The sequence below is a fragment of the Allokutzneria sp. NRRL B-24872 genome, assembly GCF_002155965.1.
Taxonomy (GTDB): Bacteria; Actinomycetota; Actinomycetes; order Mycobacteriales; family Pseudonocardiaceae; genus Allokutzneria.
Map to the genome: position 1 here is coordinate 44,796 of NZ_MUMH01000134.1, position 26,311 is coordinate 71,106.

Annotated in this window: 24 protein-coding genes; 15 read left to right on the plus strand and 9 right to left on the minus strand. The window is 70.7% G+C overall.

What is annotated here, in order from left to right:
• Both CCN37_RS30130 and dacB read left to right on the plus strand, forming a co-directional pair.
• The gene (locus CCN37_RS30130) at positions 1-2,301 is read left to right on the plus strand and encodes a chitinase C-terminal domain-containing protein (RefSeq protein ID WP_086827331.1); all 2,301 of its coding nucleotides are present in this window, start codon (positions 1-3) and stop codon (positions 2,299-2,301) included.
• Positions 2,302-2,396: 95 nt separating this feature from the next.
• On the plus strand, positions 2,397-3,944 hold the full coding sequence (dacB, locus tag CCN37_RS30135) for a D-alanyl-D-alanine carboxypeptidase/D-alanyl-D-alanine-endopeptidase (RefSeq protein ID WP_086827333.1): 1,548 nt from the start codon (positions 2,397-2,399) through the stop codon (positions 3,942-3,944).
• Positions 3,945-4,274: 330 nt separating this feature from the next.
• Here the strand turns inward: dacB and CCN37_RS30140 are convergent, their stop codons facing one another.
• Positions 4,275-5,057, minus strand: a complete 783-nt coding sequence (locus tag CCN37_RS30140; protein ID WP_086827335.1) for a SigB/SigF/SigG family RNA polymerase sigma factor — start codon at positions 5,055-5,057, stop codon at positions 4,275-4,277.
• Entirely contained in the window at positions 5,054-5,491 is a 438-nt protein-coding gene (locus CCN37_RS30145; RefSeq protein ID WP_246843394.1) for an ATP-binding protein, read from the minus strand. Before CCN37_RS30145 ends, CCN37_RS30140 begins: the two co-directional genes overlap by 4 nt.
• Positions 5,492-5,724: 233 nt before the next feature.
• Here CCN37_RS30145 and CCN37_RS30150 point away from each other — a divergent pair, with 233 nt between their 5' ends.
• Positions 5,725-7,161 (plus strand): ATP-binding protein, encoded by a 1,437-nt coding sequence (locus CCN37_RS30150; protein WP_086827338.1) that lies wholly within the window; start codon positions 5,725-5,727, stop codon positions 7,159-7,161.
• Positions 7,158-8,369 (plus strand): glycosyltransferase, encoded by a 1,212-nt coding sequence (locus CCN37_RS30155; RefSeq protein WP_086827340.1) that lies wholly within the window; start codon positions 7,158-7,160, stop codon positions 8,367-8,369. The genes CCN37_RS30150 and CCN37_RS30155 overlap by 4 nt, the downstream gene beginning before the upstream one ends.
• 164 nt (positions 8,370-8,533) lie before the next feature.
• On the opposite strand, the gene CCN37_RS41120 is transcribed toward CCN37_RS30155, so the two are convergent.
• Positions 8,534-8,959: an STAS domain-containing protein gene (locus tag CCN37_RS41120; protein WP_210408280.1), complete on the minus strand. Its 426-nt coding sequence runs from the start codon at positions 8,957-8,959 to the stop codon at positions 8,534-8,536.
• Between the two features lie 263 nt (positions 8,960-9,222).
• Here CCN37_RS41120 and CCN37_RS30165 point away from each other — a divergent pair, with 263 nt between their 5' ends.
• Entirely contained in the window at positions 9,223-10,320 is a 1,098-nt protein-coding gene (locus CCN37_RS30165) for a glycosyltransferase family 9 protein (protein WP_086827342.1), read from the plus strand.
• A 9-nt stretch (positions 10,321-10,329) separates the two neighbouring features.
• Here the strand turns inward: CCN37_RS30165 and CCN37_RS30170 are convergent, their stop codons facing one another.
• Positions 10,330-11,436 (minus strand): YihY/virulence factor BrkB family protein, encoded by a 1,107-nt coding sequence (locus CCN37_RS30170; RefSeq protein WP_371505152.1) that lies wholly within the window; start codon positions 11,434-11,436, stop codon positions 10,330-10,332.
• 180 nt (positions 11,437-11,616) lie between these two features.
• Here CCN37_RS30170 and CCN37_RS30175 point away from each other — a divergent pair, with 180 nt between their 5' ends.
• The 6 genes from CCN37_RS30175 (at position 11,617) to CCN37_RS30200 (ending at position 19,129) form a co-directional block, all read left to right on the plus strand.
• Positions 11,617-13,401: a DEAD/DEAH box helicase gene (locus CCN37_RS30175; protein WP_086827347.1), complete on the plus strand. Its 1,785-nt coding sequence runs from the start codon at positions 11,617-11,619 to the stop codon at positions 13,399-13,401.
• Between the two features lie 97 nt (positions 13,402-13,498).
• Positions 13,499-14,140, plus strand: a complete 642-nt coding sequence (locus tag CCN37_RS30180; RefSeq protein WP_086827349.1) for a hypothetical protein — start codon at positions 13,499-13,501, stop codon at positions 14,138-14,140.
• 263 nt (positions 14,141-14,403) lie between these two features.
• Complete coding sequence (locus CCN37_RS30185; protein ID WP_086827351.1) at positions 14,404-15,537, plus strand: sugar ABC transporter substrate-binding protein; 1,134 nt, start codon at positions 14,404-14,406, stop codon at positions 15,535-15,537.
• Positions 15,538-15,633: 96 nt separating this feature from the next.
• Positions 15,634-16,407 carry an ATP-binding cassette domain-containing protein gene (locus CCN37_RS30190; protein ID WP_086827353.1) on the plus strand — a complete coding sequence of 258 codons (774 nt, stop codon included), beginning with the start codon at positions 15,634-15,636 and terminating at the stop codon, positions 16,405-16,407.
• 59 nt (positions 16,408-16,466) lie between these two features.
• The gene (locus CCN37_RS30195; protein ID WP_086827356.1) at positions 16,467-17,912 is read left to right on the plus strand and encodes a sugar ABC transporter permease; all 1,446 of its coding nucleotides are present in this window, start codon (positions 16,467-16,469) and stop codon (positions 17,910-17,912) included.
• Positions 17,909-19,129, plus strand: coding sequence for an ROK family transcriptional regulator (locus CCN37_RS30200; RefSeq protein ID WP_086827359.1), 1,221 nt, complete (start codon positions 17,909-17,911; stop codon positions 19,127-19,129). The genes CCN37_RS30195 and CCN37_RS30200 overlap by 4 nt, the downstream gene beginning before the upstream one ends.
• A 152-nt stretch (positions 19,130-19,281) precedes the next feature.
• Here CCN37_RS30200 and CCN37_RS30205 read toward each other — a convergent pair whose 3' ends face one another.
• Positions 19,282-19,461 carry a hypothetical protein gene (locus tag CCN37_RS30205; protein WP_030430966.1) on the minus strand — a complete coding sequence of 60 codons (180 nt, stop codon included), beginning with the start codon at positions 19,459-19,461 and terminating at the stop codon, positions 19,282-19,284.
• 471 nt (positions 19,462-19,932) lie between these two features.
• Here CCN37_RS30205 and CCN37_RS30210 point away from each other — a divergent pair, with 471 nt between their 5' ends.
• Together CCN37_RS30210 and CCN37_RS30215 are read left to right on the plus strand one after the other, a co-directional pair.
• Positions 19,933-20,130 carry a hypothetical protein gene (locus CCN37_RS30210; RefSeq protein ID WP_086827362.1) on the plus strand — a complete coding sequence of 66 codons (198 nt, stop codon included), beginning with the start codon at positions 19,933-19,935 and terminating at the stop codon, positions 20,128-20,130.
• 143 nt (positions 20,131-20,273) lie between these two features.
• Positions 20,274-20,882, plus strand: a complete 609-nt coding sequence (locus CCN37_RS30215; RefSeq protein WP_086827364.1) for a hypothetical protein — start codon at positions 20,274-20,276, stop codon at positions 20,880-20,882.
• An 84-nt stretch (positions 20,883-20,966) separates the two neighbouring features.
• Here CCN37_RS30215 and CCN37_RS30220 read toward each other — a convergent pair whose 3' ends face one another.
• Positions 20,967-22,328, minus strand: coding sequence for an RNA polymerase sigma factor (locus CCN37_RS30220; RefSeq protein WP_371505159.1), 1,362 nt, complete (start codon positions 22,326-22,328; stop codon positions 20,967-20,969).
• A 261-nt stretch (positions 22,329-22,589) separates the two neighbouring features.
• Positions 22,590-23,351, minus strand: coding sequence for a polyphosphate--glucose phosphotransferase (ppgK, locus tag CCN37_RS30225; RefSeq protein WP_086827368.1), 762 nt, complete (start codon positions 23,349-23,351; stop codon positions 22,590-22,592).
• Positions 23,352-23,447: 96 nt separating this feature from the next.
• On the opposite strand from ppgK, the gene CCN37_RS30230 reads away from it, so the two are divergent.
• Positions 23,448-24,269 (plus strand): inositol monophosphatase family protein, encoded by an 822-nt coding sequence (locus tag CCN37_RS30230; protein WP_086827370.1) that lies wholly within the window; start codon positions 23,448-23,450, stop codon positions 24,267-24,269.
• Between the two features lie 81 nt (positions 24,270-24,350).
• Here the strand turns inward: CCN37_RS30230 and cei are convergent, their stop codons facing one another.
• Entirely contained in the window at positions 24,351-25,046 is a 696-nt protein-coding gene (gene cei, locus CCN37_RS30235; RefSeq protein ID WP_246843396.1) for an envelope integrity protein Cei, read from the minus strand.
• A 423-nt stretch (positions 25,047-25,469) separates the two neighbouring features.
• On the opposite strand from cei, the gene CCN37_RS30240 reads away from it, so the two are divergent.
• Entirely contained in the window at positions 25,470-25,778 is a 309-nt protein-coding gene (locus tag CCN37_RS30240) for a DUF4193 domain-containing protein (RefSeq protein ID WP_086827374.1), read from the plus strand.
• Positions 25,779-25,785: 7 nt separating this feature from the next.
• Here the strand turns inward: CCN37_RS30240 and CCN37_RS30245 are convergent, their stop codons facing one another.
• Positions 25,786-26,238 carry a DUF3093 domain-containing protein gene (locus CCN37_RS30245; protein WP_086827406.1) on the minus strand — a complete coding sequence of 151 codons (453 nt, stop codon included), beginning with the start codon at positions 26,236-26,238 and terminating at the stop codon, positions 25,786-25,788.
• Between the last annotated feature and the right edge of the window lie 73 nt (positions 26,239-26,311).

A 26,311-nucleotide genomic window follows, 5' to 3' on the forward strand; every position in this document is an offset into this window, starting at 1 on the left:
GTGGCACGGAGAACTGCCGTAGGCGCAGCCGTGGTCGCGTTGCTGTCTGGACTGCTTGTGGCGGTGGTGAACTCACCCGCCGCGTCGGCCGCGAACGAGGACTGTCGTCCCGACGGCCTGTCCCGCACGGGCGGCGTGGACACGCCCTACTGCCTGAACTACGACACCGACGGCCGCGAGAAGATGGGGGCGGCCAACCGGCGCGTCATCGGCTACTTCACGGGGTGGCGGCACGGCAAGAACAACCAGCCCGCGTACTTGGTCAACAACATCCCGTGGAACAACATCACGCACATCAACTACGCGTTCGCGCACGTCGATCCGCAGAACCGCATCTCTGTGGGCGCGCAGAACGCCAACAACCCGGCGACGGGCATGGAGTGGCCCGGTGTCGCGGGCGCGGAGATGGACCCGGCGCTGCCGTACAAGGGCCACTTCAACCTGCTGACGAAGTACAAGAAGCAGAACCCGGCAGTGAAGACGCTGATCTCGGTCGGCGGCTGGGCGGAGACGGGCGGCTACATCAACGAAGCCGGTGACCGCGTCAACAGCGGCGGCTTCTACTCGATGACCACCAACGCCGACAACAGCGTGAACACCGCTGGTATCAACGCCTTCGCTGACTCCACCGTGCAATTCCTGCGCACCTACGGTTTCAACGGCGTCGACATCGACTACGAGTACCCGACCTCCAACGCCGACGCGGGCAACCCGCTGGACTTCCAGCTCGCCAACGCGCGCCGGGCCGGGTTGAACCGCAGCTACCAGGTGCTGATGAAGACGTTGCGGGAGAAGCTGGACGCTGCCGCGGCCAGCGACGGCAAGTACTACATGCTGACCGTCGCCGCGCCCGCGTCCGGGTGGCTGTTGCGCGGCATGGAGGTCTCGCAGACCACACAGCACCTGGACTACGTCAACATCATGTCCTACGACCTGCACGGCGCGTGGAACAAGTTCGTCGGCCCCAACGCCTCGCTCTTCGACGACGGCAAGGACGCCGAGCTGGCGGCCGGTGGTGTTTACGGAGCGCCGCACTACGGCGGGATCGGCTACCTGAACACCGACTGGGCGTACCACTACTTCCGTGGCGGAGTCCAAAGTGGACGGATCAACATCGGCGTCCCGTTCTACAGCAGGGGACACCGCAACGTCGTCGGCGGCACCAACGGCCTGTGGGGGACCGCGGTCGGCTCCAATTGTCCGCAGGGCCTGACCGCGTGCGGTGACGGGGCCAAGGGCATCGACAACATCTGGCACGACAAGGAGAACGGCCGCGAGCTCGGTGCTGGCTCCAACCCGTTGTGGCACACGAAGAACCTGGAGCGCGGCATCGCGGGCAGCTACATCGGGCAGTACGGGCTCGACCCCGCGACCGACCCCGAGGACCGGCTGACCGGCACCTACACCCCGCACTACGACAGCACCCTCACCGCTCCGTGGCTGTGGAACAACGACAAGAAGGTGTTCCTGTCGACGGAGGACGAGCGCTCGATCGGCGCGAAGGCGGACTACGTCGCGAGCAGGGGCATCGGCGGCATCATGATCTGGGAGCTGGCCGGTGACTACGCCTGGAACGCGGCGAAGGGCGAGAACTACATCGGGAACACGCTGACCACCACGATCAAGCAGAAGTTCGCGGCGGCGGGGCCCTACGGCAACAAGAAGTCGCCGCAGGCGTCCCCGGCGGAGCGGCTGGACGTGAAGGTCGACTTCGTCGAGTTCCCGTTGGGGGACAACAACTACCCGATCAGCCCGAAGATGCGGATCACCAACGCCTCCACGCAGACCATCCCCGGCGGGGCGGAGTTGCAGTTCGACTACCCGACCAGCGCTCCGCCGAGCATGGCGCAGCAGTCCGGCTGGACGCTGTCGGTCATCCGCAGCGACCACACCGGGCCGAACAACATCGGCGGGCTCAAGGGCGATTTCCACCGCGTGTCCATGAAGCTGCCGAGCTGGCAGAACCTCGCCCCCGGCGCGACCGCCGACGTGGCGCTGAGCTACCAGCTGCCGATCTCCGGGCCGTCGAACTACACCATCACCTTCGGCGGCAAGACCTACGGCATCACGCAGGACTACGCGCGCGGTGGCGGCACCACTCCGCCGCCGACCACGACCACCACCACGACATCCAAGCCCCCGACGTGCACTGACGCGCCGTGGGAGCGGGCGAAGTCCTACGGCGGCGGCAACACCGTCTCGCACGCGGGGCAGCGGTGGCGCGCGAAGTGGTGGACGCAGGGCGAGGAGCCCGGCACCACGGGCCAGTGGGGCGTCTGGGAGACCCTCGGCTCTTGCTGATTCGTTATCTGGCACGGGCGGTGTTCACTGCATTCGGATGCACTGGACGCCGCCCGTGCCGGGTACCGTCGCCTCCTCACATCACGGGAGGCGCAATGCGTTGGCGATTCACTTCCGGCGTGGTCGCGGTGCTGCTGGTCGGCTTGGTCGGCGGATCGGCCCAGGGTGAGCCGACTGGGCAGGACGCGCTCCGGCTCGACCTCGACAAGATCCTCGCGGCGCCCGCGCTCACCGGCGCGCACTTCGGCCTGGTGGTGCGCAAGGCGGCCAACGGTGAGGTGCTCTACACCCGTGGCGCCACCGGCAGGCTCAATCCCGCCTCCAACGGCAAGCTCCTGTCCTCCGCCGCCGCCCTGGAATCCCTCGGCGCGGGCCACCGCTTCACCACCGAGGTGCTGAGCGGGGCGCGGACCGTGGGCGGCGTGCTCCTCGGCGACCTCCACCTGCGCGGCACCGGTGACCCGACCCTGCGGGAAGCCGATCTCAACGCCCTCGCCGACCAGCTCGCGCGCTCCGGCGTCAGGACCGTCACCGGGCGCGTGGTCGCCGACGACACCTGGTTCGACGGCGTGCCGTTCGGCAGCGGGTGGGCGTGGGACGACGAGCCCTACTACTACAGCGCCCCGATCTCCGCGCTGACGCTCGCGCCGAACTCCGACTTCGACGCCGGAACCGTTCTCGTGCAAGCACAACCGGGTGCCGTCGGCAAGCCCGCGCAGATCCGGCTCAGCCCCGCGACGAGCGTCGTCACCGTCGACAACCGCACCGTCACCGGCGCGCCCGGCACCGCGAACTCCCTGTCCGTCGAGCGCGAGCACGGCGGCTCCAAGATCGTCGTCAGCGGTACCGTAGCGGCTGCCGCCGAGGACTACTCCACCGTTGGCGACCCCACCGCCTACACCGCCGACGTGTTCGCGACAGCCTTGGCAGCCAAGGGAATCAACGTCATCCGCAGGGACGTCGGTCGGGGTGTCGCCCCCGCTGGCGCGAAGGTGCTCGCGACGCACAGCTCCATGCCCCTGGCCGAGCTGCTCGTGCCGTTCATGAAGCTCTCCAACAACATGCACGCCGAGGCGCTGGTGAAGGCCATGGGGCGCAAGGAGAAGGGCAAGGGGACCTGGGCGGCCGGGATCGAGGTGATGGCCCAGAAGCTCGCCCCGCTCGGCGTGCCCGCCGGTGCCTACCGCATGGTCGACGGCTCCGGACTGTCCAGAATGGACCTCCTCACCACCGAACAGCTCAGCAACCTCCTCGTTGCCGCGCAGGCCAAGCCGTGGTTCGGCGCGTGGTACGAGTCCATGCCCATCGCGGGCAAACCCGACCGCATGGTCGGCGGGACGCTGCGCAACCGCATGAAGGGCACGCCCGCCGAGGGCAACGTGCACGCCAAGACCGGGTCGCTGACGTCCGTGACCGGCCTCTCCGGCTACGTCACCGCCGCCAACGGCGAGAAGCTGGTCTTCGCGTCGGTGATGAACAACTACCTCACCGCCAAGCCCGCCGCCGTCGAGGACGCCATCGCCGTCCGCCTGGCCAACTACCAGGGCGCAGCCGACCGCTCCCTGCCCGTCCCCACCCCGCGCTCCGCAGGCGCCCCGAGCCCGCACACCGATCTCGAGTGCTCGTGGACCCGCACCTGCTGAGGCCGTAGTTAAGCCCTGAACGACCCCTTCAGTGCGCTCAACGCACCAAACGACCCGTTCAGGGCTCCACACGCACCAAACGACCCGTTCAGTGCGCTCAACGCACCAAACGGGTCGTTCAGGGCTTCACCGCCCGCCGATGACCCGGTGCACGCCGATGCCCGTTGCACCTCAATGACTCGTTCATGTGGTTGAACGGACTGAACGAGTCATTCAGCACGTCCAACGGACTGAATGAGTCATTGAGGTGGTTGAGCGCCCTGAAGGAGTCATTCAGGGCCTCAACGCACCAAGCGGGCCATTGGGGACGGCTGGGAGGGACGAGGAGGGTCACTCCTCGTCGAGGGCGTCGCGGAGCTTGGCCAGCGTTCGGGACAGCAGGCGTGAGACGTGCATCTGCGAGATGCCGACCCGATCGGCGATCTGGGTCTGCGTCATGTTGCCGAAGAAGCGCAGCACCACGATGGTCCGCTCGCGCTCGGGCAGGCGTTCGAGCAGCGGCTGCAACGACTCGCGCCGCTCCACGTCGGCCATGCCCTCGTCCTCCTCGCCGAGCGCGTCGCCGAGGGAGACCCCGTCGTTCTCGCCGAGCAGCATGTCGTCCAGCGACGCGCTGCGGTAGGCGTTGGTCGCCTCCAGCCCCTCGAAGACCTCCTCGCGGGAGACGCCGAGGTGCGTGGCGATCTCGCTCGGGGTCGGCGCGCGGCCCATGCGCTGCGACAGCTCGCCGACGGCCGCGCTGATCGAGAGGTGCATCTCCTTGAGCCGCCTGGGAACCCGGACGGCCCAGCTGGTGTCGCGGAAGTGCCTGCGGACCTCGCCCATGATCGTCGGCACGGCGAAGGACAGGAAGTCGACGCCGCGCTCCGGGTCGAACCGGTCGACGGCGTTGATCAGCCCGAGCGTGGCGACCTGGGTCAGGTCCTCCTGGTTCTCGCCGCGGTTGGCGAAGCGCCGGGCGATGTGCTTGGCGACCGGGAGGTGCCCGGTGACCAAGCGGTCCCTCACCTCTGTGCGCGCCGGGTCGTCGGGGTCCAGCGCGGCGAGTTCGGCGAACACGGGCGCGTACTGCTCGTACCCGCCCTTGGTCGTCTGCTCAGCCTGTGGACTCACGACATCACCGCCCCTCCGGCCTTGGACAGCTCGATGCGCACGAGGTGCTTGCCGTCGTCGGTGGGCGTGGTCGAGGCGGTCACGTCGTCGGCGAGGGTGCTCAGCACCCGCCAGCCGAAGGTGTCCCGCTTGGGCTCGTGCGGCTCGGCCGAGAGCACGCTGACGTCGACGACCACGCGCCCGGCGGTGGGGCTGAACCGGCAGCTCAGCGCCGCGCCCGGGAGTGCGACGCCGATCAGGGTGGAACATGCCTCATCCACTGCCAGCTTCAGGTCGGCGATGGAGTCGAGGTCGAAGTCCTCGCGCATCGCCAGGTCCGCGGCCACAGCGCGGACAACGGACAGGTGAGCCGCGTTGGCGTTGACCCGCACCTCGATGGGTGCGGGTGCGAAGGTCTGCTCGGCCATCGCGGGCTCGGAAGGGGACACGGTCACTCTGCACCTCGTGGTCGGTCGTGGGTGGCGGGGCACGGCGTGGGGCTCCTAGATCCTGCCCGACATCCGAGGCGCCCACCGCCTCCGCACCTCATACCCGTTCACCGCGAGTTCGACACGTGGTTTTGCCGCCCTGTTCCCCGGGAAGCCAGCCACCGCACACCGCCGTACAGACCATGGAGTGGACCGATGGACGTTGAGCCACCGACCGCCCCGGTCAGCGGGTCGGCGTCGTGACAGCGACCGAGATCGCGCGGCAGTTGCTCGACCAGCCAGATCCCGCTGGGATGCGGCTCGCGAGCGGCCTGCTGCCCGGGAGCGCGTCACCCGGGCGGGACTGGCACGACGTCCTCCCGCTCGACGACCGGGTCGCACTGGTCATCGGGAAGGTGCCCAGGCAGCCGACCGAGGACATGGCCGCGGCCGTCGTCGAACGGCTGCGCGGAGCGCTGACCACCCAGCTGCTGCAGGGTCGGGGGCCGGCGGAAACAGTGCTCGCGCTGCACCGCTACGCCGGATACGCCGCCGAGGCCGCCGGGACCACCCTGTGCCTCGCCGTCTTCGAGCCGGAGACGCGGAGTCTGCGCTGCGCCACCGCGGGACACCCCGGAGTGCTGCTGATCTCCGAGGACGGCTGCGTCCGCCAGCTCATCGGCAGCAGGGGAGGCCCGCTGGCCGCCGGCTTCCCGGACATCGGCGGTGAGACGGTGGAAACCGTTGGACAGGAGGAGGTCGTCCTGCAGTACTCCATCGAACTCGGACGCTGCCACCCGGACTCCGGGCTGGAGCGCGCCGCCGCCGCGGCGGTCGCCGAGAGCGGTCCGGACCCGCGCGTCCTGTGTGACCGGCTCACCACCTCGGCCACGTGCCCCTCCGACATCGGCGACGCGATGGCCTTCGCCTTCGTCCCCTCCACGCGGTCGAACCGCCCGTTCGTGCTCAGCATTCCCGCCGAGCCCGCGCGGTTGTCCTTCCTGCGCAGGGAGCTGTCGGCCTGGTTGGCCGCCTCCGGAGTGTCCAAAGAGGACGCTTTCGGCTTCGTGCTCGCGGTCGGGGAGGCGGCGTCGAACTCCGTCGAGCACGGCTACGACAGCGGGCGCGGCGGCGGGCTGGTCACCGTCACCGCCGAGGCGGGCGGTTCGGGGGCGATCCGGATCACCGTCTCCGACAACGGCCGTTGGCGCTATCCACCGGTCGCCGACCACAGCCGGGGGCGCGGCCTGCTGATCATGCGCGAGTCCATGGACGAGGTCCTGGTGCACCGGGGCGAGCACGGCACCGTGGTCACCCTCTTCAAGCGGCCGAGCCGCGCCGCGGGCAACGGGCGCCACGACCCGGGCGGTTACGAGCTGAGCGTCGCCAAGACGGGCGAGGTGGTGCGGGTCGAGGTCTCCGGGGAGCTGCCCGCCGCGAGCGCGCCCGCCCTCCGCCGCAGCCTGCTCACCGCGGCCAGGGGCGGAGTTTTCCCGCTCCAGCTGGACCTTTCCGGAGTCGCCGGTGATGTCGAGGGCCTGGTCCTCGCGCTGTTCTCGGTCGCGGACGCGGCGTCGGCGGCGGGCAGGCCGCTCGTGCTCGCCGCGCCGGAGGCCAGCCCGGTGCGCGACGCGCTCGCCACGGCGGGCCTGCACCGGATCGCCACCGTGACCGATGCTCTGGAGCCCACCAGATGATCTCCCAAGAACCGCACGTGGACGAAGCCGACCTGCCGCCGCTGAACGTCGCGCTGGTCTCCCTCGACGACGGCCCCGCCACCCACGACGGGCCGGACGCGCCACCGGAGTTGCACGCTGCGGGTTCGCACGTCGCGGCCCTCGCCTCGCACATGGCCGAGGCAGGGCACACCGTCACCGTCTACGTCCGCGCTGACAACCCCAAGCAGGAACCGGTCACCAGGCCCGCGTCCCGCCTGACCGTCGTGCGCGTGCCCGCCGGACCCCCGCGCGAGCTCGACCCGAACGACCTCGTCGAGCACCTCGGCGAGTTCGGCGGCCACCTGGCCGCGCACTGGACCCGGCGCCCGCCGGACGTGGTGCACGCGCACTACTGGTCGGCCGGGGTCGCCGCCGCGCTGGCCGCCCGCGAGGCGAAAGTGCCTGTGGTGCAAACGTTCCAGGCCTTGAGCGCTCCCGAGAGCACCGGGGTCCCCGCTCAGCGCTCGAAGCTGGAGCGCCTCGTCGGCCGCGAGGCCGTGCGCGTGGCCGCCACCAGTTCCGTCGAGGTGGACGAGCTGATCCGGCGCGGCATCCCGCGCTCGATGATCTCCGTCGTGCCCTCCGGCGTGGACCTGGAGCACTTCACCCCGGACGGCCCCGTCGCCGAGCGCGGCGCTGCTCACCGCCTCGTTTGCGTCGGGGACCTGATGCCGCACAAGGGTTTCGACACGGCCATTCGAGCACTGCGCGCGCTGCCGGACACCGAGCTGGTGCTCGTCACCCTGGGCGAGCCCGGCCCGGAAGCGCGGCGGCTGCTGGCGATCGCCCGAGCCGAAGGGGTCGCCGAGCGCGTCCATCTGGTGGGAGAAGCGCACGACGGCGAGCTGCCCGCGCTGCTGCGCTCCGCCGACGCGCTGGTCTGCTGTCCGACCGAAGAACCCTTCGGGCTGACCGTCTCCGCCGCCATGGCCTGCGAGACCGCCGTGGTGGCGAGCGAGGTCGGGGTGCTGGCGGACATGGTGATCGACGGCGTGACCGGGCGGCTGGTGCCCCCGGCGGACACCGAGGCACTGGCGAAAGTGCTCGCGCACGTCATCGCCGACCCGGTGACCACGCAGTCCTACGGGGCGGCGGGCCGCGACCGGGTCCGCGCCAGGTACTCGTGGGAACGCGTCGCCGAGGACACTGTGCGGCTCTACCGCCAGGCCGTCGCCGAGTTCGCCTGAGCCGGGTTTACGGCTGGTCCGGCGGGGAATTCCCGAGAAGTGGACAGGCCGACCGTCCGTGGACGGTCGGCCCGATCTTGGGGCACCGGCCGCCGGGGGGCTGGCGGACGGTGCGCTCTGTGGTGTTCCCCAGTGTGACGCGACTGAAACTCGATGATGCGGGATTAGGCCGCCAGTGCGGCACTCACTGTGGGAAAAGTACTGAAGACGTCACCTAGCCCGGTGACCTTGAGTGGGCGCTCGACCGAGCGCGTCGAGCTGACGAGGCAGAAGCCCACCCCGTTGTCCTCGGCCAGGTGCAGGCAGTCCACCAGCACCGCGAGGCCGCTCGATCCCAGGAAGCTCACCTGGCTCAGGTCCAGTACCAGCCGCTCGGTCTTCGAGGTCAGCTGCTCGTCGAGCGCGGTGCGCAGCAACGGGGTGGTGAACATGTCCACCTCACCGCTGACCCCGAGCACCACGATCCCCTTGGCCGGTGTGCGCACGGACAGCTCGATGAGCTGGTCCGCGTTCGGCGCACCGGGGTCCGGGAGTTCGGGCAGCAGCGTCGTCTCCGTGCCGTTGACGGGACGGATGCGGTTCTCGGTCACGATTCCTCCTCCGTCGGGGTTGAGGGGACGGAAGGGGTACGGCGGTGGCGGGACTCGCGCCACCGGCCTTGAGGATGGGCGCACGGCCCCTCCGACCGCGGTTGGTCGTCAACCGCTGTGCTTCCCACCGTAGAGACCTCGGCAGCGGCACACAACCAACCTGACTCCGTACGGGGTACAGCACCGGTTTGACCCGGGGTGGAACGGGCATTGATGGGAGCGTGCGCCTGCCGCGCACCCCCAGCTCGCCCAAGAGGTGAACCGTGTCCGCGACCTTCCAGCTGCCCGCGCCACGCCCTGAAGTGGCGCCGGACCACTCCATCGCTCTGTTGCAGTCCCACGTGGACTGGACGGAACTGGGCCGGATTCTGGTTGTCAGGCCCGGCAATCTCGGTGACGCCCTGATGCTCTCCCCAGCTCTGCGCGCACTGCGGGCCGCCGCGCCGCACGCCCGGATCGACCTGCTGACCTCACCGAGCGGAGCCGCCGCCAGGGAGCTGCTCGGCTCGCTCGACGGCGTGGTCGTCGGGACGCCGTCCTGGTACGACCGCGCCACGACCAACCCCGTCGACGTCGCCAGGTCCGCCTTGCAGGAGCGGGCGTTGATCGGATCGTTGGCCAACCGCAGCTATGACGCCATGATCGTCTTCACCTCCGCGACGCAATCGCCGTGGGCGGCCGCGCACGCCGGTCTGCTCGCGGGGATCGGTGTGCGCGCCGTGCACTCCACCGAGACCGGCGGAGTCGTTGCCTCGCACTGCGTCCGGCCGCCCGAGGGCCCCGCGCACCAGGTCGACCGCGCGCTGCACCTGTTGCACGGTCTGGGAGTTCCCGCGCGCGGCGCCACCGTCCGCGTCGACATCTCCGAACACGCCCGCGAGGCCGCGGACCTCGTGCTCGCGGGCACCCCCGGCCCGTTCGCGTTGGTGACACCTGGCTGTACCCGCGATGAACTCCGTTACTCCGCAACGGGTTTCGCCACCACCGCAGCGATGCTCGCCGACACCGGCCTGCCCGTGCTCATCACCGGCTCGGCCAAGGAACGCGACCTCATCGCCGAGGTCGTCTCCTCCGCCCGGCACCCCGGAGTGCGCGCGCTGGAGCCGGTCAGCGTCGCCGTGCTCGCCTCGGTGATCGCCCGCGCGGAGGTGCTGGTGGGCAACGACTCCGGCCCCATGCACCTCGCCGAGGCCGTGGGCACCCCGGTTGCCATCGCCTACGGCGGAGCCGACCGCGTCGACGACACCCGCCCGCGCCTCACCCGGGCCCGCCTGGTCCGCGGCACCATCTCCTGCCTGGACATCGCCCCCGCGGACCTGGCCACCGCCGCCCTCTCCCTCCTCCGCCTCCGCCTCGGCTGAAGCGGAGAGCTAGCTCTTGCGGCGGACGGGCTCGGTGTCGTGGGTGTCGGCGGGTGAGGGGGCAGTGGGGAGATCGCGGGTCTCACGGGTGTCGAGGTGCTTCGCGTTGACCGCGGCCACCTCGTCCTCGGCCGCGCGCAGCTTCTCCGCGGCCCTGCCCATCTCCAGCCGCCGCCACTTGCGGCGCTCGCGGCCGGTCATCTTCGCCGGCCACAGCTGCTGGATGGCGTTGTTCAGGTGCGCGCCGAGCACGATCGCCAGGCCGATGAAGAACGCGAACAGCAGGAACGCGATCGGTGTCGCCAGCGCGCCGTAGGTGAAGCCGGTGCCGCTGATCGAGCTGATGTAGAGCCGCAGGCCGGTCGCGGACACCAGGAAGAACACCATCGCCAGGATCGCGCCGGGCAGGCCGCGGTGCCACGGCAGCTTCCTGGGCAGCGCGAGCTTGTACAGCGTGGTCAGCGCGAGCACCAGGATCGCGGCGGTCCCCGGGTAGTAGAACCGCCCGACCAGGTCCTCCACCGTCGGTTGCCAGGAGACCGGGAACAGCGTCGGCAGCCACTCCGGGCCGAGCGCCAGCAGCGGCAGGCCGATGATCAACAGCACCAGGGTGACCAGGTAGAGCAGCAGCGCGAGCATGCGCTGCCAGACGATGTTGCGCACCCCGTACTGCTCGTGCGCCACGGTGATCGCGTCGATGAAGGACGCCGTCGCCGAGGAGCCCGCCCAGAGCGAGATCAGGAAGCCCATCGACACGAGCGCGCCCTGGCCCCTGGTCAGCATCTCCTGCACGGTCGGGCCGATGATCCCGTCGACCACCTCGGGCGTGAAGATCTTCCCGGCGAAGCCCAGGATGCGCTCCTGCACCGCGCGGACGACCTCGGTGCCGAACCACTCCGCGACGTAGCCGATGCTGCCGAGCAGACCGAGCAGCAGCGGCGGCAGCGAGAGCGTCTGCCAGAACGCGGCCTCGGCGGCCTCGGAGAAGATGTTGTCCTGCCACGCCTTGCTCATGGTCAGCGACAGCAGCCGCCGCAGACCGCGCCGCTGCCTCGGGCGCTCGGAGGCGTCGGCCGGCTGGTTCTCGACGGGTGTGTCCATGTCAGGGCTCAGCATGATGCATCCGGCTCTCACCAGCACCACAGGGCCCGGGGTCCGGAGTGTCGCGGATCGCTTTCGGCCCTCGAAGGCCTCGTTCGGTCCGCCGCACCCCGACGGCCGATGTAGGCTTCGTGGCGCCCTCGCCGCTTGCGCGCGCAGAGGGCGTTCGCATGTTTTGTGCTTGTGCAACAAGGCATGTCAAGACGCGGCGAAAGGAACGGACAGCAGGTGACCGTAACCGACTCGGCCGTCGCGGAACGTCTTTCCACCGCGGAGTTCAGGCCGCTGCGCGCCTGGCAGCGGCGCGCGCTGACGAAGTACCTCACGGCCCGCCCGCAGGACTACCTCGCGGTGGCGACGCCGGGCGCGGGCAAGACGACCTTCGGGCTGCGGGTCGCGGCGGAACTGCTCGCCGACCGCACGGTCGAGGCGGTCACCATCGTGACCCCGACCGAGCACCTCAAGCACCAGTGGGCCTCGGCGGCGGCGGCCGTCGGCATCGCCATCGACTCCAACTTCCGCAACGGCGCGGGCACCACCTCGCGGGACTACCACGGCGTCGCGGTCACCTACGCGCAGATCGCCGCCCACCCGACGCTGCACCGCGTGCGCACGGAGAACCGCAAGACGCTGGTCATCCTGGACGAGGTGCACCACGCGGGCGACGCGAAGTCCTGGGGCGACGCGGTGCGCGAGGCGTGCACCCCCGCCGTGCGCAGGCTCGCGCTGACCGGGACCCCGTTCCGCAGCGACGACACCCCGATCCCGTTCATCACCTACGAGCCGGACGCCGCCGGGTTCGAGCGCAGCCGCGCCGACCACTCCTACGGCTACTCCGACGCGCTGCGCGACGGCGTGGTCCGTCCGGTGATCTTCATGGCCTACTCCGGCGAGGCGAGCTGGCGCAACAACGCCGGTGAGGAGTTCAGCGCCCGCCTCGGTGAGCCGCTGGACGCCGAGCAGACCGCGCGGGCCTGGCGCACCGCGCTGGACCCCACCGGCGAGTGGATGCCCGCCGTGCTCAAGGCCGCGCACACCCGGCTCACCCAGCTGCGCAACGGCGGGGTGCCGGACGCGGGCGGCCTGGTCATCGCGACCGACCACGAGAAGGCCAAGGCCTACGCCCGCATCCTGGAGATGATCACCGGCAAGCCGCCGACCGTCGTGCTCTCCGACGAACCCAAGGCCTCCGGGCGGATCAAGGAGTTCGCCGACAGCGACTCCGAGTGGATGGTCGCGGTCCGGATGGTCTCAGAGGGTGTCGACGTGCCGCGCCTGGCCGTGGGCGTCTACGCCACCAGCGCCTCCACCCCGCTGTTCTTCGCCCAGGCCATCGGCCGCTTCGTGCGCGCCCGCCGCCCCGGTGAGACGGCCAACGTCTTCCTGCCCAGCGTGCCCGTGCTGCTGGAGCTGGCCAGCCAGCTGGAGGCCGAGCGCGACCACGTGCTCGGCAAGCCGCACCGGGAGAAGGAGGGCTGGGAGGACGAACTGCTCGCCCAGGCCAACCAGCAGCAGGACGAGCCCGGCGAGGAGGAGAAGGCCTTCACCTCCCTCGGCGCCTCCGCCGAGCTGGACCAGGTGATCTACGACGGCTCCTCCTTCGGCACCGCGGCCATGGCCGGGACCGACGAGGAGCAGGAGTACCTGGGCCTGCCCGGACTGCTCGCCCCCGACCAGGTGCGCGACCTGCTCCGGCAGCGCCAGCAGCAGCAGTTGGCCAACGCGGCGCTCAAGCGCAAGGCCAAGGCCGCCCAGCAGGAGGCCGCTCCGCCCGCCCCGCGCCCGTCGCTGTCGGTGCAGGAGCGGATCACCGCGCTGCGCAAGGAGCTCAACACCCTGGTCGCGCTGCACCACCACCGCACCCGCAAACCGCACGGCATGATCCATGCCGAGCTGCGCAAGAAGTGCGGCGGCCCGCCCACCCCGATGGCCTCGATGGAGCACCTGGAAGAGCGCATCGCCACCCTTCGCTCTTGGTGATCTCTGGGTAGACCTTTCGGGCTAGGCGGTGCGTCCAAATGGCAAGCTTCTGATCTGACCTTGAGCGCAGCGTTGATCAGGGCCACCGTCGAGCGGCATGAACATCACTCGCCTGGGTGTGGTGCTGGCCGTAGCGCTCACCGCGGCCGCTCCGGCCGCCCACGCCGCCCCCGCTTCCGCCGACCTGGACTTCTCCGCCGCCCCGCCGTACTCCGGCTGGGAGCTGCGGCACGAGAACCCGGCCGAGCCCGTCGTCAAGGACGGCGTGATCAGCTTCGACGAGCGCACACAGCTCACGATCGCCGCCGGCTCGCCCTGGCTGGCCGTCAGCAACGAGCGCGGCTGGGCGGTGCACGCCAAGCTCCGCGTCGATCCCGCGACGCCGGACGCGCCCGCGTGCGACAAGGACCTGATGGGGCACAGCGGTCAGGTGGGCCTGGTGGCCACCGACACCGCCGCGCCGACGATGCTCGGCTTCAACAAGGACCTGGTCTGCCTCAAGACCGTTGATCGCGTGATCAACCTGCCGATGAACACCACCGACCGCGCGCACTCCTACCGGGTCGAGGGCAAGGGCGCTCAGCTCCGGCTGCTCGTCGACGGCCGCGAGGTGAGCTCCGTCCAGGACTGGACCTGCCAGCTGCACGGGGAGAAGTGCGAGCCGTCCCCGATGCTCATGTTCGCCACCGGCAACGGCGCGCGAGCGCACCTTGATCATCTCGGCCTTACCGCCGAGTAGTTCTTCGGGGCCCGCCGAAGGGCAACGCCGCAGGTGAGCGCTCTCACCGGCTCTCACCTGCGGTTCTCTGAAGATCAAAATTCTTCGCGTTCCGCCGTTTTTCGTGACGTCCCGGTGACCTCCTCGTAGCGAAAGCGTGTTGCGCCGGTCACTCTGAATCGATTCACAATCCTTCCGGTCTGACACGAACGGGGGATACGTTGTCGCCCACAACATTTCCGCCGCCGCGACTCCAAGCGGTGCGCAACGGAAGGGATGGGCGGATGCGCAGCAACACCCTTGCCCTGCTCGCAGCGGGTTCGGGCCTTGCCCTCCTGCTGTCGGCGTGCGGCAACAACAGCGCGAACCCGGGCACCGGCAACCAGGCGGGCAGCGGCACCGCCGCGCCGGGCGGGACCGGGGTCAAGGTCGGCGTGATCCTGCCCGACACCAAGTCCTCGGCCCGCTGGGAGAGCTTCGACCGGCCGCTGCTGGACAAGGCGCTCAAGGCGGCGGGCATCGAGCCGATCATCCAGAACGCCGAGGGCGACACCGGCAAGTTCAGCACCATCGCCGACTCGATGATCAGCCAGGGCGTGAAGGTCCTGATGATCACCAACCTGAGCGACGAGAGCGGCGCCGCGATCGAGCGCAAGGCCAAGAACGCGGCCATCCCGGTGATCGACTACGACCGGCTGAGCCTGGGTGGCAGCGCCGACTACTACGTCTCCTTCAACAACACCAAGGTCGGCCAGCTCCAGGGCCAGGGCCTGGTGGAGTGCCTCAAGGGCAAGGCGAACCCGCAGATCATCCAGATCAACGGCGGCCCCGAGGACAACAACGCCACGCTGTTCAAGAACGGCGCGTTGAGCGTGCTCAAGCCCAAGTACGACGCGGGCGAGTTCAAGCTCTCCGGTGACCAGGCCATCGCCAAGTGGGACAACCAGCTCGGCAACACCACCTTCCAGCAGCTGCTGACCGCCAACGGCGGCAAGGTGGACGGCGTGCTCGCCGCCAACGACGGCCTCGCCGGCGCGGTGATCACCGCGCTGAAGAAGGCCGGGCTCGCCGGCCAGGTCCCGGTCACCGGCCAGGACGCCACCGAGGACGGCCTCGCCGCGATCCTGCGCGGTGAGCAGTGCATGACCGTGCTCAAGCCGATCGACCAGGAGGCCAACGCCGCCGCGCAGCTGGCGATCGCGCTGGCCAAGGGCGACAAGGCGGCCGCGGACAAGCTGGCCACCTCCACCGAGCGCGACCCCAAGGGCAACCGCGACGTGAAGTCCGTGCTGCTCACGCCGGAGCTGATCAACAAGGACAACGTCAAGAAGGCCACCGACTCCGGCTTCGTGAAGGTCGCCGACGTCTGCAAGGGCGACCTCGCCGAGAAGTGCAAGCAGGCCGGGATCACCAAGTAGGCCAGAACCCCGGGTAGACGGCCGTGGTGGGGCGGAAGCCCTCATCGCCCGCCCCACCACCGGCATCTCCCCACCCCTCGACACCCTGGAGGACCCGTGAGCCAGCCCATCCTGGAGCTGCGCGGGGTGAACAAGAGCTTCGGCCCGGTGCACGTGCTGCACGACGTGGACTTCACCGTCCGCCCCGGCGAGGTCACCGCGCTCGTCGGCGACAACGGCGCCGGCAAGTCCACGCTGGTCAAGTGCATCGCGGGCATCCACCCGATCGACTCCGGCGAGCTGATCTTCGACGGTGCGCCGGTCAGCGTCGGCAGCCCCCGCGACGCCGCGGCGCTGGGCATCGAGGTCGTCTACCAGGACCTCGCGCTGTGCGACAACCTCGACATCGTCGACAACATGTTCCTCGGCCGGGAGCGGTTGAACGGCATCACCCTGGACGACGCCGGGATGGAGGAGGCGGCCCGCAAGGTGCTCGCCGACCTGTCCGTGCGCACGGTGAAGTCGGTGCGCACCTCGGTCGCCTCGCTCTCCGGCGGCCAGCGGCAGACCGTGGCCATCGCCAAGGCCGTGCTGTGGGACAGCCGCGTGGTGCTGCTCGACGAGCCCACCGCCGCGCTCGGCGTCGCGCAGACCCGGCAGGTGCTGGACCTGGTCCGCCGGCTCGCCGACAACGGCCTCGGCGTGGTGCTGATCAGCCACAACATGAACGACGTCTTCGAGGTCGCCGACACCGTGGCCGCGCTGTACCTGGGCCGGATGGCCGCCGAGGTCCCCACCTCGCAGACCTCGCGCGCCCAGGTCGTCGAGCTGATCACCGCGGGCCGCTCCGGCGACCTCGGCATCGCCGCCCCCGAGACCGCCACCGTCTGACCCACCGGGTTCCGCCGACCCCGCCGTCACCGCCGACCTCGCCCAGCAAGGACTTCGTGATGACCGAGACCCCCGCCGAGCCCAAGAGCGCCACGCCGGGTTCGACTCAGGGAACGACAGCAGTCGCCGACTTCGGCATCGACACCGCCCAGCGCGGGGTCCGCCAGGCGGTGGGCGACTACTTCGCCAGGCTCTCCGGCGGCCAGCTCGGCGCGCTGCCCGCGCTGGGCGGCCTCGTCGTGCTGTTCACCGTGTTCACCGTGCTCTCGCCGCAGTTCCTGACGCTGGGCAACATCGCGAACCTGCTCACCCAGGGCGCGGGCATCACGGTGATCGGCATGGGCCTGGTCTACGTGCTGCTGCTCGGCGAGATCGACCTGTCCGCGGGCACCGCCTCGGGTGTCACGGCGGCGGTGTGGGCGCTGCACCTCAAGGTCGACGGCAACCTGCTCGGCGGCATGGGCTCGTGGGTCTTCTACCTGACCCTGGTCGCGATGGCGCTCAGCGCGGTGATGGCGGTGCTGACCAAGCTCCACGTCGCCGCGATCCCGCCGGTGCTGGCCCTGGTGATCATGCTCATCGGCCTGCCCGCGAACCCGTGGCTGGAGATGCTGCTGGCGCTGTGCATCGGCACCGCGATCGGCTGCCTGACCGGCTTCCTGGTCGCCAAGGTCGGCATCCCCTCCTTCGTCGTCACCCTCGCGCTCTTCCTGGCCTGGCAGGGCGTGGTGCTGCTCTACATCGGCGAGGGCGGCACGCTCGCGGTCAACGACGAGGTCCTGTTCAACGTCGCCAACGGCAACCTCTCCCCGCTGGGCAGCTGGGTGCTCTTCCTGCTCGCGGCGGGCGGCTACGCGGCGGTGGTGCTGAGCAGGCACTTCGGCAGGCTCAAGCGCGGTCTCGTCGTCCAGCCCACGGTGCTGGTAGGGATCAAGGTCGGCGTGATCGTCGTGCTGGCCGCCGCGGCCACCTACGCGCTGAACCTCAACCGCAGCCCGAACGAGGCCGTGGTGATCCAGGGCATGCCCTACGTGGTGCCGATCGTGCTCGGACTGCTGGTGCTGGGCTCCTTCGTGCTCGACCGCACCCGCTACGGCAGGCACGTGTACGCGGTGGGCGGCAACGCCGAGGCGGCGCGGCGCGCGGGCATCGACGTCACCAAGGTCCGGATGAGCGTGTTCGTGATCTGTTCGACTGTGGCGGCGATCGGCGCGATCATCCTGTCCTCTAAGGTCGGATCGGTGGACCCCCAGGCGGGCGGCGGCAACACGCTGCTGTTCGCGGTCGGAGCGGCGGTCATCGGCGGCACCTCGCTGTTCGGCGGCAAGGGCCGGGTGCGGGACGCGATCGTCGGCGGCGCGGTGATCGCGACGATCGAGAACGGCCTGCGCCTGCTCGGTGAGCCCGCCGCGGTGGTCTCGATCGTCACCGGTCTGGTGCTGCTGCTCGCCGCGAGCGTGGACGCGCTGTCCCGCCGCCGCTCGGCAGCCGCCGGCGTGCGCTGACGCGCGGACGGTCCCACCCGGCGAGCGACACGAAGGAGGGCGGGGCCGTCACACCGACAGCGGGAACGAGGCCGGACGAGGTCCGCAGGCACAACCGCGCGGCCCTGCTGCGCAGGCTGCACTTGGACGGTCCGGCCACGCGCGCCGAGCTGGCCGCCGAGCTGGGCCTCAACCGCAGCACCATCAAGGCGCTGGTGGACGAGCTGAGCGCGGTGGGCGTGGTCTCCGAGGAGGTCCCCACCCACCGCCACGGCGCCGGGCGTCCCTCGCTGCTGGTGCTGCCGCAGGCCGAGGCGGTCCCGGTGCTCGCCGTGGACGTCGGCGTCGAGCAGGTCTCCGTCGCGCTCGCCGGGGTCGGCGGTCGGCTGCTGGGCGTGCGCGGCTGGACGCTGCGCCGGGGCCAGGGCAGCCCGGAGGAGGCGGTCGAGGAGATCGCCCGCGCCCGCGTGGACCTGGTCGACGAGCTGGGCTGCGAGCCGACCAGGGCCGGGGTGTCGGTGCCCGGCGTGGTGCGCCGCTCCGACGGGCTCGTGCACGAGGCCCCGAACCTGCACTGGACCGGAGTGCCCTTCGGCGCGATGTTGGGCGAGGCGCTGAGCCTGCCGGTGGACGTGGGCAACGACGCTGACCTCGGCGCGCTGGCCGAGCACACCAGGGGAGTGGCCCGCACCTCCCAGGACGTCGTCTTCCTCTCCGCCGACGTGGGCGTCGGCGGCGGGGTGATCCTCGGCGGGGTCTCGCTGCGCGGCAGCGGCGGCTACGTCGGCGAGCTGGGCCACATGGTGGTCAACCCGACCGGGCGGCAGTGCTACTGCGGCTGCCGCGGCTGTCTGGAGACCGAGATCGGCGAGGACGCGCTGTGCCGGGCGCTCAACCTGGCCGCGGGCACGCCCCGCCCGGTGATCGTCGCGGAGCTGCGCTCGCTGGCCGCGGACGGGGAGCTGGCGCTGCACCGGCTCTCCGGGTTCGCGGAGTGGCTGACCCTGGGGCTGACCAACGTGCTGAACCTGCTGGCGCCCGAGCTGGTCGTGCTGGGCGGGTTGCTGGCCGTGCTGCCGCCCGCCGTGGTCTCCTCCGTCACCACCGAGGTGCGGCGCAGGAGCCTGGTCGGCCGGGCCGCCGGATCGGTGCGGCTGGCGACCTCGGCGCTGGCCGGGGACGCCGCACTCGTCGGCGCCGCCGAACTCGCCTTCGAGCGCGTGTTCGCCGTCAGCTGAACGCTGTCGCCCCGGGCGTGTCCCGGCCGTCGCGGCGCCCGTGTTCGCCCTGAGCTGAACCGTCCCCGGAAAGCCGACGGGCGGGAATCCGGAGTCCGGATTCCCGCCCGATGTAGTGGGCTGTCAGGTGTGCAGTTCCTCGGTCAGCCGAGTCAGCCTTGGACGATCTGCGCGGCGAGCTCGCGCAGCTTCGTCTCGTGCTCGCGGGCGTGGTGCCCGCAGAACAGCAGTTCACCGCCGGAGGCGAGAACAGCGCGGACTTGGGCAGCAGCCCCGCAGCGGTCGCAGCGGTCGGCAGCGGTCAGCTCGGGGCGGGTGAGTGTTCCAGGCATTGCGATCTCCCCTCGTCCCGGTACCGGAGGGATTCCGGTACCCGTTGATCCAGCTGCGACCACCGAGATCCTCGCGGGATCGCGGTGCTCGCTAGCTCCACTCTTACAGACGTTCGGCACGTCTCCGGTGTTCCCGTACCGCCGGCGACGCCTGTCACGCCTGATTTACCCAGATGTCGCAGAGCCCAACACGGCCCGTGGCCGAACCGCGTCTTTTCGTTGATCCACTTGACGCCGGATGCCCGCCTCGGGTCCCGGTGGCGCTCACGGTCAGCGTCGGCGCGTGGCCGAATCGTGATCGACACGGCGCACCACCTCCCCGTTCCCGCGTTCGCCACACCATCTTTGCCACGCCGCGGCCCCGCTGTCCACAGTGGTTTCCCGGGTTGTAGCCCGAGCAGGACCAGGGTTGAACCCCGATCTCACGCGAGCCCGCCGCTGGCACGGTCGAGGTGAGGAAGGGAGCCGCCCGTGGCCTGCCGGGACTGTCGCACGTGCACCGACGCCGCCCTGGTGCGTCTGGTGAAGTGGTGTTTCGCGGTGTTCTGCTACGTCGTCACGCTCGGGGTGCTGTACGTGCTCAAGCACGGACTGCGCAGGCACTGTCCACATTGTGGGCACATCCTGGCCAACCACCGCCGCCGCGCAGACGGATCGTTCAAGGACTAGGCCCGCCGGAGGACACCCGACGCGTTCTGTCCGTTGTGGACGGACGTGCGGGAGCGGTTCGGTCACCCGGTGGTAACTCCGGCGCGCGGATTCGCCTGGGGTGGCGCACCATCGGTGGGTTGACCCGAGCGAGGGAGGCCGCCGTGCGCAAGCCCCTGGTGATCGGATTCGCCGCCCTCGCGCTCGTCCTGCTCAGCTCCTCCGTGCGCGGGGGCGAACCGCCGCACCTGGAGGTCGGGCCGGGCGCCCCCGCGGTCTTCCACGGCGACGGCACGGCCGAGGTCGGCATCGCCAAGGCCTCCGGGGTCGGCGTCGTGCACCTCGACTGTCCACAGTGCACCGGCAACGTCGTGCTGCGCTCGAACGGCCAGGAAGGCTTGCTGCTCAACGAGATCGGCCCGTACCAGGGCAAGCGGTGGTTCGACCTGCGAGCCGGGGATCGGACGACGGCGCTGACCGTGACCGCGACCGGGCGGTGGACGCTGACCGTCGGCGGGACGGACCTCGCGGGGGTGCGCGCCGACCGCGCGGCGGGAGCCGGGGACGACGTGGTGTTCCTGACTCGCCCGGCGCGCGCGGCCGAGGTGACGCACTCCGGCGACGGCAACTTCGTGGTGCACGCGGTGGAGCTGGCCACCGGCCGGGTGGACCTGGCGGTGAACCGGGTCGGCGCCTTCGCGGGCGCGGTGGAGCTGCGCGGGCCCGTGCTGTTGCAGATCCGCTCCACCGGGCGGTGGAGCGTGCGGGCCTGAAGCCCGAACCCCCACGCGCACAACGAGAAGGCCCGCCCCGGGAACTCCGGGGCGGGCCTTCGTCGAAGCGGGGCCGAGCGAGACCTAGTCGAGGTAGTCGCGCAGCACCTGCGACCGGGACGGGTGGCGCAGCTTCGACATGGTCTTGGACTCGATCTGCCGGATGCGCTCGCGCGTCACGCCGTAGACCTGGCCGATCTCGTCGAGGGTGCGCGGCTGGCCGTCGGTGAGGCCGAAGCGCAGCCGCACCACGCCCGCCTCGCGCTCGGACAGCGTGGCCAGGACCGACTGGAGCTGGTCCTGCAGCAGCGTGAAGGACACCGCGTCGACCGCGACGACCGCCTCGGAGTCCTCGATGAAGTCACCGAGCTGCGAGTCGCCCTCGTCGCCGATGGTCTGGTCCAGCGAGATCGGCTCGCGGGCGTACTGCTGGATCTCCAGGACCTTCTCGGGCGTGATGTCCATTTCCTTGGCCAGCTCCTCCGGCGTGGGCTCGCGGCCCAGGTCCTGGAGCAGCTCGCGCTGGATGCGGCCGAGCTTGTTGATGACCTCGACCATGTGCACCGGGATGCGGATGGTGCGGGCCTGGTCGGCCATGGCGCGGGTGATCGCCTGGCGGATCCACCACGTCGCGTAGGTGGAGAACTTGTAGCCCTTGGTGTAGTCGAACTTCTCCACCGCGCGGATCAGACCGAGGTTGCCCTCCTGGATCAGGTCCAGGAACGCCATGCCGCGGCCGGTGTAGCGCTTGGCGAGGGAGACCACCAGGCGGAGGTTGGCCTCCAGCAGGTGGTTCTTGGCCCGCTCGCCGTCGCGCACGATCCAGCGCAGGTCCCTGCGCAGCTGCGGGGCCAGCTTCTCGTTCTCGTCCTCGGCCTTGCGCAGCCGCTCGGCCGCGTACAGCCCGGCCTCGATGCGCTTGGCGAGCTCGACCTCCTCCTCGGCGTTGAGGAGGGCGACCTTGCCGATCTGCTTGAGGTAGGCGCGGACCGAGTCGGCGGAGGCGGTCAGCTCGGCGTCCTTGCGGGCCTGCCGCAGCGCCTCCGACTCCTCCTCGTCCCAGACGAAGTCCTCGCTGCCCTTGGCGGGCGGCGCTTCCTCGGCGGGCTCGTCCGCCGCCAGGTCCTCGGTGAGGTCGACCTCGACGTCGGTGAGGTCGGCGTCGTCCGGGCTGCCTTCCATGTCCGGCTCGTCGCCGTCGCCCTTGGTCGCGCCCTTCTTGGCGCCCTTGGCGGCGGTGGCCTTCTTGGGACCGGCGGCCTTGGTGCCCTTGGCCGCGGTCTTCTTGGCGGTGCCCTTGCCCGAGGCGGCCGTCGACGGCTTCGTCGCGGTCTTACCAGCCGCGGTCGCCGTGGCGGCCCCCTCCTCGCCCTCGGCAGTCACGGTGGCCTTCCTGGTCGAGTTGGCGCCACCAGCGGCGGCGGAGCTGGAGCGTCGGGTTGCGATTTCTGCGGCTGCCACGTACGCCCTTTCGCGGAGATGGCTCAACGGCAGACCAAGGGCGCGAAGCTCGGTCGCCGGCGTTCGGGGGGTCGTGCCTGACGGGTCTCGCCCGTGGGCACTGTTCCATTGTAACGACGAAGCCGGACCGGGGTTGCGCCCCGATCCACCCTTGACCGCGCTCGATCGCATCGGTGCAGGCAGAACAGGCTGTCACCGGCCGCAATTCGTCGGCGACACAACCCGGTCACGACCCCCGGGGACCCGTCAGGGGCGCAGTCCCGAGGCGGCGGCCGCGGCCGCGCCGACGATGCCCGCGTCGTTCTTCAGGGTGGCGGGCACGATCGGGGTGCGGACCTCCAGCAGCGGCAGCCACTTGTGCGCCTTCTTGCTCACGCCGCCGCCCGCGATGATCAGGTCGGGCCAGACGAGGCCCTCCAGCACCTGGAGGTAGCGGTTCACCCGCGCGGCCCACTGCTCCCAGGAGAGGTCCTTGTCCTCCTTGACCGAGGCCGCGGCGCGCTTCTCCGCGTCGTGCCCGTCGACCTCGAGGTGGCCGAACTCGGTGTTGGGGACCAGCTTGCCGTCCAGGAACACCGCGCTGCCGATGCCGGTGCCGAAGGTCAGCAGCACCACGACGCCGTCCTTGCCCGCGCCCGCGCCGAAGCGCATCTCGGCGAGCCCGGCCGCGTCGGCGTCGTTGAGGACCACGACGTCCTCCTTCGGCCTGCCGAGGCGCTCGGCGAACAGGGCCGCGGCGTCGGTGCCGATCCACGACTTGTCCACGTTGGCGGCCGACAGCGCGACCCCGCGCTTCATCACGCAGGGCAGCGTGACGCCGACCGGGCCGTCCCAGGAGAACTTGCCGACGATCTCCGCGACCACGTCAGCGACCGCGTCCGGGGTGGACGGCTGAGGGGTCGGGACCCGCAGTCGCTCGCCGTCGAGCGCACCGGCTTCGAAATCCACGACACAGCCCTTGATGCCGGAGCCGCCGATGTCGACCCCGAACCCGCGCGTCGCGCTCATCCCGTGGTCCCTTCCTGTTCGATTCAGATGGGTGGTGGCCAGACCATAGAGGATGCCCAGGTCGAACCGGGCACTGCTTCGGTCTCCTGTGGTCGGATGGAGGTCGTGAACCCCGACTTCGAACTCCTCAGGAGCACCGCCGTCGCCGTCGGCACGGAGGCCGCCGAACTGGTCCAGCGCATGCGCGGCGGCCAGGACCGCTTCCTCGGCGCCGTGGACACCAAGAGCACCGAGACCGACGTGGTCACCGCCGCCGACAAGGCCTCCGAGCAGCTCATCCGCGAGCGCCTGGCCACGCTGCGGCCTGGGGAGGCGATCCTCGGCGAGGAGGGCGGGGCCGACCCCGGCGCCGGGCGGCTGCTGTGGGTCGTCGACCCCATCGACGGCACCGTGAACTACCTCTACGGACTGCCCTGGTACGCCGTGTCCGTCGCGGTCCAGCTCGACGGGGTGTCGGTGGCCGCCGCGGTCGTCGAACCGGCCAGCGGTCGCGTGTGGAGCGCGGTCAGGGGCGGCGGGGCGACCCTGGACGGGCAGCCGCTGCGCGCCTCGGCGACCAACCGGCTGGACCTGTCGCTGGTCGGCACCGGCTACGCCTACGCGGCCGAGCGCAGGGCCCGCCAGGCCGACGTGTCGGCGGTGCTCGCCAGGCACACCAGGGACCTGCGGCGCACCGGATCGGCCGCGCTGGACCTGTGCGCGGTCGCGGCGGGCTGGCTGGACGCCTACTACGAGCACGGACTCGGCCACTGGGACTGGGCGGGCGGGTCGCTGATCGCCGAGGAGGCGGGTGCCCTGGTCCGCTTCCCCGACGGCACCGAGGACGGGCTCGGCGGCGACATCACCCTCGCGGCGGCCCCCGGCATCGCGGCGGAGCTCGCCGACGCCCTGCGCGCGGCGGGCGCGGCGAAGATCTGACCTTTCCGCTGAGCTGGACAACGAGCGCCGACGAAAAAGGCCCCCGCGGTGAGCGGGGGCCTTTTCGGACGTCGTTCGTGCCTAGCAGTAAGCCGTGCGCGCGGACTTCACCAGGTTGGAGTCCAGTGACGGCGGGGCGGGCGCGGCCTGCTGGCCGCCGCTCTCCGGCTGCTGGTCGGACCAGATCTTGAGCTGCTCGAAGATCTGCTTCGCCTCGCTGCTCGGGTCGACGCCGGTGAACTTCTTGCCCAGCGCCACGTCGATGCCGCCGTCCTGGCGCTCGTCCCGGACGAACTGGGCGCACGGCAGCAGGAAGCTCATCGTGCGCGCGGCCGAGGCGCCGTTGGGCCCGAACCGGATCTGCCCCCGGCAGTCCAGGTCCTGGTTGACGTACACGGGGTCGTCGGAGGGCTCGGCGCCCTTGTTGAAGCCCAGCTCGGCCAGCCGCTCGGCGACCTGGCTGGCCATCCCGCGCTTGCCGCTGCCGTTGAGGACGGTGACCTTCATGTCGTTGGGGGCGATCGGATCGGTGCGGTCCAGCGCGTCCAGCGGCAGCGCCTGGCCGGGTTTGGCCGGGGCCGAGGTGGCGCCGGGCTTCGCCGGGCCGGGGGCGGGGCAGCGCACCGCAGCCTCGACATCGGCGCTGGTGTTGAAGACCTTCGCCCACACCGACACCGCGAGCACGCCAAGGATCACCAACAGGATCAACGCGGGGACGGGCTTGCGCTTGCGATAGCCCGCCGGACCGATGATCTGCCTCACACTCGCGGCAGCCAAGACCTCTCGTCCTCCCCCACGTAGGTCCCCACGGACGTTCTCTGTCGGTGTGGACACTGCTCTCACCATCCAGCCTAGGCCGTTTCACCGACACTGGTCACATCGGTTCCCGTGCGTGTCGCGGTGAACCCCTCCACCGCCAAGACGTTCCGCGGACCGGTTTTCGACGGCGGAGTGCGCAACGACACACCGTTGTGACAACCGGGTGAGCCATCGCGCGTTCTCCGCGTCGGTGAGCTACCCTCTGCGCGCTCCGGGGGCATCGTTGGCACACCGCGCGCGGACCGCAATCGCGCGGGTGTTCCTCCTACACCGGATTCACGAGACCGCCGTCACGTAAACGGCGGGCACAAATTGGTGCGCTGGGACGTTGTCCAGCGGCACGAACACACAGTCTCAGTTGACCGCAGGGGTGAATGACTAATGGCGACCGACTACGACGCTCCGCGCCGTGGTGAGACTGACGACCTCGCCGAGGACTCGTTGGAGGAGTTGAAGGCGCGGCGCAACGAGACTCAATCCGGGGTGGTCGATGTCGACACCGACGCCCCGGACGAGAACTTCGAGCTGCCCGGTGCCGACCTCTCCGGACTCTCCGGCGAGGAGCTCACCATGAAGGTGGTGCCCAAGCAGGCTGACGAGTTCACCTGCGCGAGCTGCTTCCTCGTGCACCACCGGAGCAGGCTGTCCGAGGAACGCGGCGGCCAGCTGATCTGCCGGGACTGCGCTTAACGGCGCTTCAGCCAGTCCCACGGCCGCCGTGCTCGCGCAGCACGGCGGCGAGGCGCTCCGCGTCGCGAGCGCTGAACAACCAGTACGGGGTCGGATCGTTCTCGTCGGTCAGTTCCATCAGCACGACGGGACCGATCCAGCCGCGGTGCACGACGAAGGCGGCCGGGTCGAGGTCGCGCCCCAGCGCGGGCCGCTTCTCCGCCGCCGTCAACGTCGTGACCTCACCGACGAACTCCAGCGGCAGGTGGGCATCGCCCACCCACAGCTCGCCGTCGCGCACGCTCACCCGCACCCTGCCGAGCCAGAACAGCACCCAGACCACCAGCGGCACGGTGATCAGGTACGGCAGCCACGAGCGGACGCCCTGGTGACCCATGTGGATCTCCGCGGCCAGGATCACCGCCGCGGCCAGCGGCAGCGGCCAGCCCCACCACGGCACCGAGAGGCGCTCGGCGAACAGGGGCTCTGCCGTCTTCTTCCCGGCTTCGTTCGCGCTGCCGGTCTCGGTCCCACGGGTGCTCACGGCCCCAGGG

Excerpts from the sequence above, each read along its gene's own strand:
- dacB (WP_086827333.1), top strand. The coding sequence starts at position 2,397 with ATGCGTTGGCGATTCACTTCCGGCGTGGTCGCGGTGCTGCTGGTCGGC.
- CCN37_RS30155 (WP_086827340.1), top strand. The coding sequence starts at position 7,158 with ATGATCTCCCAAGAACCGCACGTGGACGAAGCCGACCTGCCGCCGCTG.
- CCN37_RS30170 (WP_371505152.1), bottom strand. The coding sequence starts at position 11,436 with ATGCTGAGCCCTGACATGGACACACCCGTCGAGAACCAGCCGGCCGAC.
- CCN37_RS30175 (WP_086827347.1), top strand. The coding sequence starts at position 11,617 with ATGTCAAGACGCGGCGAAAGGAACGGACAGCAGGTGACCGTAACCGAC.
- CCN37_RS30180 (WP_086827349.1), top strand. The coding sequence starts at position 13,499 with ATGAACATCACTCGCCTGGGTGTGGTGCTGGCCGTAGCGCTCACCGCG.
- CCN37_RS30185 (WP_086827351.1), top strand. The coding sequence starts at position 14,404 with ATGCGCAGCAACACCCTTGCCCTGCTCGCAGCGGGTTCGGGCCTTGCC.
- CCN37_RS30195 (WP_086827356.1), top strand. The coding sequence starts at position 16,467 with ATGACCGAGACCCCCGCCGAGCCCAAGAGCGCCACGCCGGGTTCGACT.
- CCN37_RS30205 (WP_030430966.1), bottom strand. The coding sequence starts at position 19,461 with ATGCCTGGAACACTCACCCGCCCCGAGCTGACCGCTGCCGACCGCTGC.
- ppgK (WP_086827368.1), bottom strand. The coding sequence starts at position 23,351 with ATGAGCGCGACGCGCGGGTTCGGGGTCGACATCGGCGGCTCCGGCATC.
- CCN37_RS30230 (WP_086827370.1), top strand. The coding sequence starts at position 23,448 with ATGGAGGTCGTGAACCCCGACTTCGAACTCCTCAGGAGCACCGCCGTC.
- CCN37_RS30240 (WP_086827374.1), top strand. The coding sequence starts at position 25,470 with ATGGCGACCGACTACGACGCTCCGCGCCGTGGTGAGACTGACGACCTC.